This window comes from Phaeobacter sp. CECT 5382 (assembly GCF_001457775.1).
Classification (GTDB): Bacteria; Pseudomonadota; Alphaproteobacteria; order Rhodobacterales; family Rhodobacteraceae; genus Pseudophaeobacter.
This window is the reverse complement of record NZ_CYSG01000003.1, coordinates 43,211-56,897: the sequence shown is the minus strand read 5'-3', so window position 1 is coordinate 56,897 and position 13,687 is coordinate 43,211. Positions and strand designations below refer to the sequence as shown.

Annotated in this window: 13 protein-coding genes; 7 read left to right on the top strand and 6 right to left on the bottom strand. The window is 59.6% G+C overall.

Annotation, left to right across the window (positions count from 1 at the left end; translation table 11 throughout):
* Positions 1–105: 105 nt before the first annotated feature.
* The 5 genes from PH5382_RS04025 to PH5382_RS20335 all read left to right on the top strand — a co-directional run bounded on the left by PH5382_RS04025 (position 106) and on the right by PH5382_RS20335 (position 6,367).
* Complete coding sequence (locus tag PH5382_RS04025; RefSeq protein ID WP_058333081.1) at positions 106–1,314, top strand: aminotransferase-like domain-containing protein; 1,209 nt, start codon at positions 106–108, stop codon at positions 1,312–1,314.
* 69 nt (positions 1,315–1,383) lie between these two features.
* Positions 1,384–1,683: a hypothetical protein gene (locus tag PH5382_RS04020; RefSeq protein WP_058333080.1), complete on the top strand. Its 300-nt coding sequence runs from the start codon at positions 1,384–1,386 to the stop codon at positions 1,681–1,683.
* A gap of 130 nt (positions 1,684–1,813) precedes the next feature.
* Positions 1,814–5,269, top strand: a complete 3,456-nt coding sequence (locus tag PH5382_RS04015; protein ID WP_058333079.1) for a chromosome segregation SMC family protein — start codon at positions 1,814–1,816, stop codon at positions 5,267–5,269.
* Between the two features lie 156 nt (positions 5,270–5,425).
* A complete protein-coding gene (locus tag PH5382_RS04010; RefSeq protein ID WP_058333078.1) occupies positions 5,426–5,896 on the top strand; it encodes a YbjN domain-containing protein in 471 nt (156 codons plus the stop codon).
* A 243-nt stretch (positions 5,897–6,139) separates the two neighbouring features.
* A complete protein-coding gene (locus tag PH5382_RS20335; RefSeq protein ID WP_306341241.1) occupies positions 6,140–6,367 on the top strand; it encodes a hypothetical protein in 228 nt (75 codons plus the stop codon).
* A gap of 30 nt (positions 6,368–6,397) precedes the next feature.
* Here the strand turns inward: PH5382_RS20335 and PH5382_RS04000 are convergent, their stop codons facing one another.
* From PH5382_RS04000 to PH5382_RS03985, 4 genes are all read right to left on the bottom strand, one after another.
* Positions 6,398–7,567, bottom strand: coding sequence for a lytic murein transglycosylase (locus PH5382_RS04000; RefSeq protein ID WP_058333076.1), 1,170 nt, complete (start codon positions 7,565–7,567; stop codon positions 6,398–6,400).
* Positions 7,568–7,605: 38 nt separating this feature from the next.
* The gene (gene cbiB / locus PH5382_RS03995) at positions 7,606–8,517 is read right to left on the bottom strand and encodes an adenosylcobinamide-phosphate synthase CbiB (protein WP_058333075.1); all 912 of its coding nucleotides are present in this window, start codon (positions 8,515–8,517) and stop codon (positions 7,606–7,608) included.
* A complete protein-coding gene (locus tag PH5382_RS03990; RefSeq protein WP_058333074.1) occupies positions 8,514–9,488 on the bottom strand; it encodes a threonine-phosphate decarboxylase in 975 nt (324 codons plus the stop codon). The genes cbiB and PH5382_RS03990 overlap by 4 nt, the downstream gene beginning before the upstream one ends.
* A gap of 148 nt (positions 9,489–9,636) precedes the next feature.
* Entirely contained in the window at positions 9,637–10,611 is a 975-nt protein-coding gene (locus PH5382_RS03985) for a glutathione S-transferase family protein (protein ID WP_058333073.1), read from the bottom strand.
* A 258-nt stretch (positions 10,612–10,869) separates the two neighbouring features.
* On the opposite strand from PH5382_RS03985, the gene PH5382_RS03980 reads away from it, so the two are divergent.
* Positions 10,870–11,238 carry a hypothetical protein gene (locus PH5382_RS03980; RefSeq protein ID WP_058333319.1) on the top strand — a complete coding sequence of 123 codons (369 nt, stop codon included), beginning with the start codon at positions 10,870–10,872 and terminating at the stop codon, positions 11,236–11,238.
* Positions 11,239–11,268: 30 nt separating this feature from the next.
* On the opposite strand, the gene PH5382_RS03975 is transcribed toward PH5382_RS03980, so the two are convergent.
* Together PH5382_RS03975 and PH5382_RS03970 are read right to left on the bottom strand one after the other, a co-directional pair.
* Positions 11,269–11,802, bottom strand: a complete 534-nt coding sequence (locus PH5382_RS03975) for a L,D-transpeptidase family protein (RefSeq protein ID WP_058333072.1) — start codon at positions 11,800–11,802, stop codon at positions 11,269–11,271.
* A gap of 3 nt (positions 11,803–11,805) precedes the next feature.
* On the bottom strand, positions 11,806–12,978 hold the full coding sequence (locus tag PH5382_RS03970) for a MalY/PatB family protein (RefSeq protein WP_058333071.1): 1,173 nt from the start codon (positions 12,976–12,978) through the stop codon (positions 11,806–11,808).
* 190 nt (positions 12,979–13,168) lie between these two features.
* On the opposite strand from PH5382_RS03970, the gene def reads away from it, so the two are divergent.
* The gene (def, locus tag PH5382_RS03965; RefSeq protein ID WP_058333070.1) at positions 13,169–13,687 is read left to right on the top strand and encodes a peptide deformylase; all 519 of its coding nucleotides are present in this window, start codon (positions 13,169–13,171) and stop codon (positions 13,685–13,687) included.

Here is a 13,687-nt window from a genome sequence, read left to right as displayed (position 1 = left end):
CAGTTCACGATCGTAGAAATAAAAGGTCAGTAATGTTGACTCTATTTGGAATTTTCATAAGTTAATATACGCGCTGCCACATTCAACAGTTCAAAGGAGGCCTCTATGTCGCTGCAACAGATCTTTGCCAGCCGGTCCTTACGGATGAAGGCTTCGGAAATTCGGGAACTGCTCAAGCTGTTGGATCGCCCGGGGCTGCTATCCTTTGCTGGCGGAATTCCTGATCCAGCACTGTTCCCGGCTGCGGAGTTTGCGCAAGCCTTTCAGCAGGCGCTGACGCCAGAGCATCAGGCACAGGCCCTGCAATATTCCGTCAGCGAAGGCTACATGCCGCTACGCGAGTGGATCCAGGTTGAGATGGCGCGCATCGGTGTGCCCTGCGAAGTGGACAATATCTTGATCACCTCCGGCTCGCAGCAGGCGCTCGACTATCTGGGCAAACTGTTTTTGTCCCCCGGGGACACGGCACTGGTAGGCTGGCCGACTTATCTGGGCGCACTGGCGGCATTCAACGCCTATGAGCCGCGTTATGATCAGCTGAACGCTGGTGGCAATCGAACGGCTGGCAGCTATGCGGAGGCGGCTCAAACGGCGGATAGCCAAGTGAAATTTGCCTATCTGTCGGCAGATTTTGCCAACCCCACCGGCGAAACCCTTGGGTTGCCGCAGCGCCAAGGGCTGTTGGATCTGGTCGAGGATCTCGACTGTGCCCTGATCGAAGATGGTGCCTATCAGGCGCTGCGATATGACGGCGAACCGGTTGCGCCAATTCTGGCTCTGGAGATCCAGCGACGCGGCAGTATCGAGGGCTGCCGGACGATATACTGCGGGTCCTTTTCAAAGACTCTGTCGCCGGGGCTGCGCGTGGGTTGGGTGGTGGCGGCCAAGCCGGTGATCGCCCAGATGGTTTTGATGAAGCAAGCAGCGGATCTGCATTCGGCGACGATCAACCAGATCGCAGTGCATCAGGTGGCGGAACACTGCTTTGATAGCCATGTCGCTAAGCTACGACGCGTGTATGGCGCGCGGCGGGATGCCATGTTGCAGGCCCTGCAGGATTTCATGCCAGCAGGTGTCAACTGGACCCGGCCAGAGGGTGGCATGTTTGTTTGGCTCACCCTTCCATATGGGCAGGATGGCGCGGAGCTTTTGGCACGGGCGCTGGAAAGTCAGAACATCGCCTTTGTGCCAGGGCAGGCGTTTTATGCCGAAGGGGGAAATGCCAATACTCTGCGGCTCAGCTTTTCGGTGCTGCCGGAGGCAGAAATCCGGGAAGGCATCCGCAGGTTGGGGATCTTGCTGCGCGAAGGTTAAGAGTGGCGCGACTTATTATCGTAGGTTTTTCTGGTATTCGCCCTTTGGTTGCGCGAAGCTCGTGCTACCATGCACCGTTGTTTGATCTGCCTGCCCCTGCTTCTGGGATGCTGCAGCGCCCAGATATCGCATTTCAGCGGTCAGCCCGCAGTGCGGGTCACGGTTGAGGGCAGTAGCTTTGACGTGCGTCTGCGTGGCAACCTCGCCGAAGCGACCCGCATCAATCCGCAATATGCCCCACGTCTTGGTCTGTTGCGGGCTAGGGCAGCGCGGGCAATGCAGGCGGCGAGTGGTTGCCAGGTGATGGGGGTACTTGGCGATCAGGCGGTGATGACGGGAATTCTGGACTGTTCTTCCGAAACCGATTGAATGCACAGGGTATCTACAAGATATAGTGGCCTTCTTGCGGCGTCTCGCTGGCATTAGCAGGTTGCAGCGTTGACTCCAGATCGCGGAACCTGCTGCACTCTTCCTTCAAAAGAATCACTCAGGGACGATCTTGCGCTTTTCCAAACTCAGGCTCAATGGCTTCAAAAGCTTTGTCGACCCGACCGATCTGATCATCGGTGACGGGCTGACAGGTGTGGTCGGGCCCAATGGCTGCGGCAAGTCCAACCTGCTGGAGGCACTGCGCTGGGTGATGGGAGAAACCCGTGCCAAGGCAATGCGCGGCGGCGGCATGGAGGATGTGATCTTTGCCGGTACCTCCTCGCGTTCAGCGCGTAACTTTGCAGAGGTTAACCTGCTGATCGATAATTCCGATCGCTTGGCGCCTTCTGGTTTTAACGAGGCGGATCAGCTTGAAATTGTGCGTCGCATCACGCGGGATGCCGGCAGCGCCTATAAATCCAATGGCAAGGACGTGCGTGCGCGCGATGTGCAGATGCTGTTTGCCGATGCGTCAACCGGGGCGCATTCGCCGGCCCTGGTGCGGCAGGGGCAGATTTCGGAACTGATCAACGCCAAGCCCAAGGCCCGCCGCCGCATTCTCGAAGAAGCGGCTGGCATTTCAGGACTGTATCAGCGACGTCACGAGGCTGAGCTGAAGCTGAAGAATACCGAACAGAACCTGCTGCGGGTTGATGATGTGGTGGAACAGCTGGGCGGCCAGCTAGGGCAGCTGGCACGTCAGGCCCGGCAGGCGCAGCGCTATCGCGATATTGGCGAAAAGCTACGTCTGGCCGAAGGAATGTTGCTATATCGTCGCTGGCGCGAGGCGGATGATGCCCGTCTTAGCGCCGAACAGGATTTGACCATCCGCGTTACACAGGCTGCCAAGGGCGAGGCCCTGTCGCGTGCGGCTGCTGCCAAACGCGCTGCAGCCGAAGAAGGTCTGCCGCCCCTGCGCGAAGAGCAGGCTATCGCGGCGGCTGTGTTGCAGCGCCTTGTGGTGCAACGCGATTCACTTGGCGATCAGGAAGCGCAGGCACGGCAGGCGATCGAACGTCTGGTCAGCCGGATCCAGCAATTGGGCAATGACATTGACCGTGAGGGTGGCCTGAACCGGGACGCGGGCGACACGATTGAACGGCTCGACTGGGAGCAAAAGGAACTGGCCAAGGCCAGCGATGGCCATGAGGACCGCCTGTCCGAGGCTGCGGAACTGGCGCGAGAAGCCGCCAAGATCCTGGAAAGCCGCGAAGATCACCTGACCCAGCTGAACGAAGATGTCGCCCGGCTGTCGGCACGCTATCAGTCGGCACAGCGTTTGGTGGAGGATTGTGGCCGGACGCTGGCGCGCGCCGAAACCGAAGGGGCCACTGCGCAGGCCGCGCAGGATCAGGCTGCCGAAGCGCTGGACGTCGCAGGTGAGACCTATGAGACCGCCTATGTGGCCGAAGAAGAGGCCCGCGAAGCCGTCGAGATGGCCGAAGAGGCTCTGGCTGCAGCAGATGAGGTCCGCACGGAAACGCAGTCTTTGGAATCCACCGCCCGCGCGCATCGCTCAGAGGCTGAGGGCGAGCTGGGTGCCATCCGGGCTGAGGCCACGGCACTGGCCAAACTGCTGGAACGCGACACTGCCGAAAGCGGACAGATCCTTGACGAGCTGAGCGTGGCGCCGGGTTATGAAAAGGCCCTTGGGGCGGCGCTGGCGGATGATCTGCGCGCGCCCCTGGCTGCGGTGGATGGCCCGACTGGCTGGGTTAGCTTGCCTGCATACAGTCGTGATGTCCCGCTGCCTGATGGGGTGGAGCCGCTGGCTAAACATGTTTCTGGACCAGATGCGCTGGCGCGACGTATTGGGCAGATCGGTTTGGTCGACAGCGACACGGCCCGCGCTCTACAGGCGGATCTGCAGCCGGGGCAGCGTTTGGTCACGCTCGAAGGGGACATCTGGCGCTGGGATGGCTACCGCGCCTGGGCTGAAGACGCGCCGAGTGCAGCCGCCTTGCGACTGGAACAGTTGAACCGGTTGGAGGCTCTTAAGCAGGAGCTGGAGCGACTGACGGCCAAGGCCGACGGGATGCGGTCGGCGCATGAGTTGCTGATGCGTCGCCTCGAAGAGGTGACACAGGCGGATCAGAACGCGCGTCAGGCGCGCCGGGTCGCAGACCAGCGCGTTGCAGATGCCGCCCGTGCGCTGAGCCGATCTGAGGCGGAGCGCAATCTTGCCGAGGGCAAGTTGGAAACACTTGGCATTGCGGTGGCCCGCCACAGCGAAGACGCGATGAATGCCCGCCTGCAGCTGAAAGAGGCGGAAACTGCACAGGCAGATCTTGGCGATCTGGATGCGGCGCGTGCCGCTGTCGAAGATATCAAACAGAACGTCGAGGCGGCGCGCATCACCATGCTGACGCATCGTTCCAGCCATGATGAGCTGCGCCGCGAGGGCGAAGCACGTACCAAACGCGCACAGCAAGTGACCAAAGAACTGTCCGGCTGGCGGCACCGGTTGGAGACGGCAGAACGCCGCATCGCCGAGCTGGCCGAACGGCGCGAAGCCTCGCAGGAGGAGCTGGAAGATGCCCATGCCGTGCCAGCCGAGATCGCTGAAAAACGCGAAGAACTGAACGAAGCGATCGAAGAATCCGAAGCGCGTAAAACGGGCGCCTCCGAGGCTTTGATCACGGCTGAAACCGCCCTGCGTGAGATGGTGCAGACCGAGCGCGATGCTGAACGTCTGGCATCGGAAGGGCGCGAGGCGCGGGCGCGTTCAGAAGCGCTGTGCGAGGCGGCACGCGAAACTGTGACTCATGCGGCAGAACGGATCAGCGAAGACCAGGACTGCACGCCACAGGCGCTGCTGGCGCAGCTTGATGTGATGCCCGAAGACATGCCCGGTGCCGAAGAGCTGGAGGCCGAAGTCAACCGCCATAAACGCCAGCGCGATGCCCTGGGTGCAGTGAACCTGCGCGCCGAGGAAGATGCCCGCGAGATCCAGACTGAGCATGATGAATTGGTTTCGGAAAAATCCGATCTGGAAGAAGCGATCAAGACCCTGCGCAGTGGCATTGCCAGCCTCAACCGCGAAGGGCGCGAGCGGCTGTTGACGGCCTTTGAGGAGGTGAACGCCAGCTTTGCCAATCTGTTCACCCATCTGTTCGGCGGCGGCGAGGCCAATCTGGTGATGGTCGAAAGCGACGACCCGCTTGATGCGGGGCTAGAGATCATGTGTCAGCCTCCGGGGAAGAAACTCTCGACGCTGTCGTTGCTTTCAGGCGGCGAACAGACCCTGACCGCCATGGCGCTGATCTTTGCTGTGTTTTTGTCCAACCCGGCGCCGATCTGTGTGCTCGACGAGGTGGACGCGCCGCTGGATGATGCCAATGTGACCCGGTTCTGCGATCTGCTGGACGAGATGTGCCGCCAGACCGACACGCGTTTCCTGATCATCACTCACCATGCGGTGACCATGGCGCGGATGGATCGCCTCTTTGGGGTAACGATGCAGGAAAAAGGGGTTAGCCAGCTGGTATCAGTCGATCTGAAGAAGGCAGAGGCCCTTGTCGCCTAGGCCAAAATCACGCAAGATTTACAAATGAAACACACCCCTTGGCTCGTACTTCAGGGGGCATGAAGAAAAAAACGGCCGCTTGCACAACGAGGCTGAAGGCCTGTACTGAGATAGCCAAAATTTGGCCCGCGATACCAAAATTGATTGGAGGAACATATGAAATTCACAAAACACATTGCAGTTGCAGCCTTGCTTGTTACCAGCCCGGTAGTGGCCCAGGCGCAGAATGTCGTGGCAAAAAGTGCTAGCAGCCTGGAACGCTATTTTCAGAACGAAGGTGCGGAAGTTGACGCGACGGTGGACAACGTCGGGGATCCGAAACTGGACGTCACCTATTACGGCAATGAATTCTCGGTCTATTACTATGGCTGCGATGACAACAGAAACTGCGACGCGGTTCAGTTCTTTTCTGGCTACAAAACCGATGGCAGCGTGCGCCTGTCCAAGATCAACACCTGGAACGCTGAAAACCGCTACGCTCGGGCTTATGTCTCTGACAGTGGCTCTGCGCGAATCGAAATGGACATCTACCTAGGAGATGACGGGGTGAGCGCGGATGATTTCGCAGCCATGGTCAGCCTCTGGTCACGCTCGATGAGCGAATTTGAAGACCTCATCGACTGGTAAATAAGACGACAGGCTGGACTTGGCCTGGGTCACTCAGTTGTGACAGCCAGGCTGGTCAATTCGGTCTAGGATCGGGGCATGAAATCTCTCATGCCCCTTTTTTGTTGTCTCGCCAATTTCATACTGTCGTCGGCGGCTTTGGCAGCTGACAGGGACGCTGGCAGGGACACTAATTGGCCGCTTCGCCCCGGCGATGTCCCGTTCGATCACAGTGAACTGGCGGAGCTGCCGGGACAGTCGTTTGTGTTTTATGACGATGGCGAGGCCCATTTCGCCCTGGGCGGGGCCTATGCCTACACCTATTCTGTCGCCAATGGTGGCGGCACTGCCTGGGGGAGCTACCACATCGCAGCGGATGGATCGGTCTGTGTGGACTATGCCAATGGCCTGGCGCGCTGTGATCTCTATGTTCACAGCGGTGCACGCATCGTCTTGATTACATCCGATGGAGAGCGCTACCCGGTCCGATAGCAGCTTGTCCCGGGCATTGCAGGGCAGGGGTCAGAGCCGTTTTAGCAGGGCCGGGGTCGGCCAGGCATCTGCCGGCAGACCCAGACGCTGCTGTTCGCTCTGGATGGCCTGACGGGTCTTGGCCCCGAGAATACCATCCACCTTGCCAACATCATGGCCGCGCGCTTGAAGTTTTTTCTGCAGCTGTTTCATCTGTGAACTGGTCAGCCCCTGATCTGGCGATCCTGCGTCATAGATTGCGCCGCTTTCCAGGCGGTTGGCAAAATAGGCAGCGGTCAGCACGTAGGTAAAGCTTTGGTTCCATTCGAAATAGACGTCGAAATTGGGGTAGGCGAGAAAGGCCGGCCCCTTGTGTCCCTGCGGCAGCAGAAGGGATGCCTGCAAGCCAGGCGCCGCCAATGCGCCATCCTTGGCGCGCACACCAAGGCGCTGCCATTCCTTGGCCGCAAGCTTGCTGCCGGTGCCGGTTTGGGACAGATCCAAACCTTTGGGGATCGTCACTTCCTGCAGCCAGGGTTGCCCCGCCTGCCAGCCCAGATGAGACAGCATCTTGCCGCCTGACATCAGCGCATCCGGGGCTGAGGTCTTGAGGCTGACATGGCCATCGCCATCAGCATCGACGCCATTGTCAAGAATATCGCGCGGCAACATCTGCACCATGCCGATTTCCCCGGCCCAGGCTCCGGTGGTGCGGGCAGGGTCGAAATTGCCCCGCTTATACAGTTCAAGTGCTGCAAAAATCTGTGGTCGGAACAGTTCGGGGCGGCGGCAATCATGGGCCAGGGTGATCAGCGCGTTGCGGGTGTTGAAATCCCCCTGAAAGCTGCCGTAGTCGGTCTCAAAGGCCCAAAAGGCCAGAAGCACGCCGCGATTGATGCCATAGGTGGCCTCGATACGGCGGAAGGTGCTGTCGTATTTTTTGGCCATTGCGCGGCCACGGTCGATGCGGCTTTGCGAAATCAGGCGGCGGGAGAACTCGATGAAGGGTTTCTGGAACACGCCTTGGGCGCGGTCTGCTTTCAGCACCTTAGGGTCCTGCCGCGCGCCTTTGAAAAATCCATTGACGGTGGCGGTGTCATAGCCCGCTGTCACCGCCTCCTGTTTGAGAGACTGCACAAAGCTCGTGAATTTGCCGCCGCACTGAGAAAATCCGGCAACCGGCATCAAACAGGCAATGAGGGCAAGGGGCAATATGCGCATGGGGACAGTCCTATTCAGGTGGCTTGTCCCTGTATGTGCTAAAAGATGAGTGCAAAAGCAACCACTAGCACCAGCCCAAGTGCCCAGGCCTGCCAGAGCACCTCGGTGCAGCGCAGAATTGCCGGGCCGGTTATGCTTTTGGTGCCAGCCGCATTGACCCAGGGAAACTCGCGCATCTCGCCATCGTAGGATCGGGGCCCTGCCAGTGACAGGCCAAGCGCCCGCGCCATGGCAGCCTCTGGCCAACCGGCATTCGGCGAGCGGTGCAGGCGGGCATCGCGGCGAATGGCGGGCCAGTCACGCAGACAGCCCCCGGCCAGCGCCACCAGCAGGCCGGTCAGTCGGGCGGGGATCAGGTTGACCAGATCGTCCAGCCGGGCAGTGGCCCAGCCGAAATCCTCATACCGATCATTGCGATAGCCGATCATACTGTCACCGGTATTGATCAGCTTGTAGGCGATAATTCCCGGCAGCCCTGCGACCAGAAACCAAAACGCAGGTGCGATCACCCCATCCGACATATTCTCGGAGCCGCTTTCGATGGCCGATCGTGCCACCTGCGGACCAGTCATTGTCTCGGTGTCACGGCTGACAATCATTGCCACAGCACGTCGCCCGTCCTGCAGGCCGCGCGCCAGACCCGTCGCGACAGCGCGCAAATGCTCGACCAGCGAACGTTGCGCCAGCAACACCGCCGCGACCAGACATTCGACAATGGGGCCAAAGAGCGACAAGACCCAACCGGCCGCCAGCCCTACAAGAACCAACGCAAAAATAGCCAAAGACCCTTTGACACGCTTGCCGGTGCCTTGGTTCAGCCGTTTATCCAACCAGGACACCACTTTGCCCATGAGCACTGCCGGGTGTGTTACGCGCGCCCATAGCCAGTCCGGCTCACCCAGAAGAGCATCGAGCAGCAGTGCAAAGACGAGGACCCAGGCCAGATTCATAGCGTTGCCTCCAGCCGCTCCCAGCCGTTTTCCGGTGGCAGGCCAAGACGCAGAAAGTTTTCGGAATAGGGGAAGATACGGCTCCAGATATGGGCGTGGGCCAGCCGGTCCTGCCAGGCTGCGGCATCGCTAACCTCATAGAGCCGGAACAGATCACTGCCGCCGACCAGACGGGCGCCACGGGCAGCGGCCAGTTGATCAAGGCGTTTGGTGTCCTGTGCCAGCGACTGCCGGGTTGCGTCGGCCCATTCATGGTCCTGCAAGGCCTGAATACCGGTCTTCAGGGCAGGGCCGGATACGGCCCAGGGCCCCTGCAAATTGGCCAGCTGTTGTATCAATGCGGGATCGCCAATGGCAAAGCCCAGCCGCAGGCCAGCAAGACCCCAGAATTTGCCAAAGCTCTTCAGGATGATGGTGCCGGGACGAGTGGCCAGATTGATATGGCTTTGGTCCGGGCAGACATCGCAGAAGCTTTCGTCGATCACGGTAAGCGGCGCGACCAGCTCTTCTGCCCGCCACAGGCGGCCATCCGGATTGTTGGGGTGTACGGCGACGCGGGCTTCGGCGGGCTCTCCTTCGGCGATGGCCCAGCCGTGGTTGGCAAAGGCAGCGGCATGTTCGTTGTAGGTTGGTGTCTCGATCTTGACCCAGCGCGGGGCGGCGAGGCCCGGCACCTGGGCAATCAGCGCCGAAGCACCCGGCGCTGGCAGCACAGCCGCCTGATCGGGAATGTTCCAGAACTGCCTTGCGGCAATCTGCAGATCATCAAAGGCGGCACTATCGGGCAGCGCAGTCCAATCATTCGGCGTGAAATCCGGCAGTGGGTAGGGCCGCGGGTTGATCCCGGTCGACAGATCAATCCAATTGCAGCGACTGCCGCCATAGCGCTGGATGGCGGCGCTCAGATTGCCGCCATGATCCCGCACCGTGGCCCCGGTTTCGACTGGGTAATCTGAAACTCTTGCCGACATGAGCTGGCCCTGACCTGCTGACACTTACTGCGCGTTGCGCCCTGTATCCTTTGCGTATGGAACAGTGGAGCGTATAAGGCAAGTATGCTTCACAATCTATGGGGGCAAATTGTTAACAGGCGCCGCAGCGGCAGTTTGTGGGCGATACCTAGTCGCGCCGGTGCGCCTCCTGCCAGTTGATGTCCGGGTTCACGGGTATGATCCGGTTGGGGTTAATCGTCGCGTGGCTGTAGTGATAGTGGCGGACGATATGCTGCATGCCGACGGTCTCGGAAACGCCGGGATGCTGGTACAGCTCACGGCAATAGGCCCAGAGGTTAGGGTAGTCCGCGATCCGCTTAAAGTTGCATTTAAAGTGTAGGTGATAGACCGGATCAAACCGGGCCAACGTGGTGAAAAGCCGCCAGTCGGCCTCGGTTAGGCGGTCGCCCAGCAGGTAGCGATGCTGCGACAGCAAATCTTCCAGCCAGTCAAGGGATTCAAAAAGTGGGGCAACTGCTGCGTCATAGGCGGCCTGGCTGGTGGCAAAGCCGCATTTGTAGACGCCATTGTTAACGGTGTCATAGATGCGCGCATTGACGGCCTCGATGGGTTCACGCAGCTCTTCCGGCCAAAAATCCAGGGTGTTGCCGGTTAACCCGTCAAAAGCGGAGTTGAACATCCGGATAATATCGGCGCTTTCATTGGAGACGATGGTCTCGCCCTGTTTGTCCCAGAGAATAGGCACGGTGACACGGCCCGTATAGTTCGGGTCGGCGCGGGTATAGATCTGATGGGCAAAGACGCTGTCAAAAAGGTGATCGCCGGTAGCGCCATGGTCGTCTTTTTCAAAGGTCCAACCATGGTCCAGCATATCGGGATGCACCACAGAGACAGAGATATGATCTTCGAGATTCTTCAGCTTGCGAAAGATCAGCGTGCGATGCGCCCAGGGACAGGCCAGCGAAACATAAAGATGGTAGCGCCCACTTTCGGCTGCAAAGCCACCGCGCCCTGTAGGGCCGGGGCTGCCGTCTGCTGTCAGCCAGTTGCGAAACTGTGCTTCGGAGCGCTTGAAGGCGCCGCCGGTGGATTTGGTATCATACCACTGATCTTGCCAGATCCCATCAACCAGTAGTCCCATCTCACTTTGCTCCTTACGCTGTCGTTTTGGCTGAAAAACAAGCTAGGCGGCGCCGGTCGCCGGTCCTACCCCCGCCGCCGCGCAGCCGCTCTGCGCGGGTGCACATCACAAGCTGGTGCCCTCTCCATTTGGTCGCAGCCTGTTTCAAAATGTTCACTTGATTTTATCTATTTGTCGGTCACCTTTAGGAGGTGGCCGCAAGGTCATGCCTGGATGCGAATCTCTTCGCGCACTCGTTTGCCAAAAAAGGCCACTGCCATGACCACCTATGTGCCAAAAGCTGTTCAAGAGGCCCTGGATGCCGCGCGTGTTTCCGGCCTGAAAAAGAAAAGCCGCCTGCGGGTGGCTGCGGATGGGGAGTTTTTCCGGGTTCTGCGGACTTGGAAAACCGGGTTTTCTGTCGAAGAGGAGACTGCGCCGCAACTGCGTGGTCTGGTAGATCTTTACGATGGGGCGCGGCACCTGTCGCAGTGTCTGATCGTCGCCTCCGAGGCCGAAGGCGGCGAGATGCGCTATGAGTTCAAGCGCGCCACACCTGCCGCCGAAACGGCCCCGCTTGATTTCTACCGCGCGCCGGATGCGCCGGTTGGCCTGCTGGGTAATGACGGTGCCGAGGGTCGTCTTTGATGCCTGGCCTTTTGCACCAGATGCCCAGCTTTAGGGTCTGATTTCCACCACGGTTCCCAGCTCGACCAATTCCCAGAGCACGTCCATCTCTGCATCGCTGATGGCGATGCAGCCTGCGGTCCAGTCGCCGGGCAGGATGAGAACCCCGCCCAGGGTATTGGGCTGCCCATGGATGAAGATATCGCCGCCTGGACTGACACCGGCCGCGGCGGCAAGTGTTTTGTGCTCTGCATGAGGGTAGTCCAGGCCAAGCGACAGGTGGTAGCTGCTTTGCTCATTGCGCCGGTTGACTTTGAACAGCCCTTCCGGGGTTTTGCCGTCGCCCTCCTGAAATTTGTCCCCGCGTGGTTCAAAGCCAAGCGCGATATTGTACTCCAATACCGTTTCCCCTTGTCGGCTTGCGGTCAGGCGGCGGGCGGATTTCTCGATCAGGATGCGATCCACCCGATCCGCGGCAGCCGCCAGATCAGGTGGGGCGGGCTGGGGGCCGTAGCTCTGCCATATTCCCCAGCCAAGGGCTGCAATTAGACAGAGTGCAACCAGTTTGAAAAGGCGCTTGAGCATGCGCTATTGCAGATCTTCAAATGCCTTGGCCAGACGCTCGCCTGCTTCGATGATACGACTGCGCTGAGTGCCCATGTTGAACCGCAAAAAGCTTTCGCCGCCGGTGCCAAAGGTGGTGCCGTGGTTGGCCGCAATACCTGCGCCCTGTTCCACACGGTTGGTGAATTCCTCGCGGCTCATACCGGTGCCGGAGAAATCGACCCAAGACAGGTAGGTCGCCTGCAGTTTCATCGAATTTAGACCGGGAATATCGGCGATCGCCGCGTCAAAAGCCTGACGGTTGCCGTCAATATAGCTGACCAGCGCGTCGGCCCATTCGGCCCCTTCCGGGGAATAGGCCGCTGCAGTAGCCAGCTGCCCCGCTGAGTTGGGTGACAGTGCCAGCGCCAGCATGCGGCGGCGGAACTGCTCGCGCAGATGCGGGTCAGGAATGATCACCTGACCTGTGTGCAGCCCTGCAAAGTTGAAGGTCTTGGACGGCGCGGTGAGCATCAACAGCCGGTCGGTGATCTCAGGCACGGCGTTCTGCATCGCAATATGCGTCGCTCCATCAAATACCAGATCATGGTGGATCTCATCCGACAGCAGGACCAGGTCATGGCGTCTAGCAAAATCGGCCACCGCCTGCAATTCGTCCTGGGTCCAGACCCGCCCACCAGGGTTATGCGGCGAACAGAGGATGACCATCTTTTCCTTGCCGGTCATCTGCGCGTCATAGGCCGCCATGTCCATCTCGTAACGACCGTCACGATTGATCATCTCGCATTCGACGACATCGCGCCCGGCATTGTTAATGACCTTAGCAAAGGCATGATAGACTGGTGTGAACAGCACAATGCCATCGCCGGGCTGGGTAAAGGTGTCGAGACACATGCCGACACCATTCACGAGGCCTGTGGTGGTGAAAATCGCATCCGCCTCGACCTGCCAGCCATGGCGGTTCTGCATCCACCAGCGGATCGCATCCTTGTAGGGCGTGTCACAATTGACATAGCCATAGATGCCATGATCCGCCATCTCGCGCATTTTGTTGCTGACAGCCGGGGGCACGGCGAAATCCATGTCGGCCACCCACATTGACAACCCATCATCCGGCGAGACGCCATAGAGGCCCTCCATATTGTCCCATTTCACGCTGTGGGTGCCGCGACGGTCGATGATGCTGTCAAAATCCATAAGGAAAACTCCGCTTGTTTGCCAGCGAAGCTAGCGGGAATTGCGCCATGTGCAAGAGGATCCGTAACGGGGTGTTCAACTGCGCGTGAGGTCGCGGAGTTCCTGGGCGAAAACAGACCGGAAAGCCACGCGCGGGACGCGATGTCACGGGGGCGTTGCAGTGGCAGGGGCAATGTCCTAAATCAGGCCCATGAAACACCCGATCCTGATCCATCCCGATCCCCGCCTGAAAAAGGCCTGTGCGCCGCTTGCCGATGTCTCTGATGAGCTGCGCGTATTGGCCGATGACATGCTGGAAACCATGTATACGGCGCCCGGTATTGGCCTGGCGGCACCCCAGATCGGTATTCTGGACCGTCTGATCGTGCTGGATTGCGAAAAGGAAGAAGGCACAGCTGGCAGGCCGCTGGTTATGTTCAACCCCGAAATCATCGCCACCTCGGACGAAACCAACGTCTACGAGGAAGGCTGCCTGTCGATCCCGGACCAATACGCCGAAGTCACCCGCCCAAGGGATGTCGAGGTCGAATGGATGGATCGCGATGGCAACCCGCAGCGCGAGACCTTTGATGGGCTTTGGGCCACCTGTGTTCAGCACGAGATAGACCATCTCGATGGCAAGCTGTTTATCGACTACCTCAAGCCACTGAAACGTCAGATGATCACCCGCAAGATGCAAAAGCTCAAACGTGAGCGGGCGCGGGGCTGA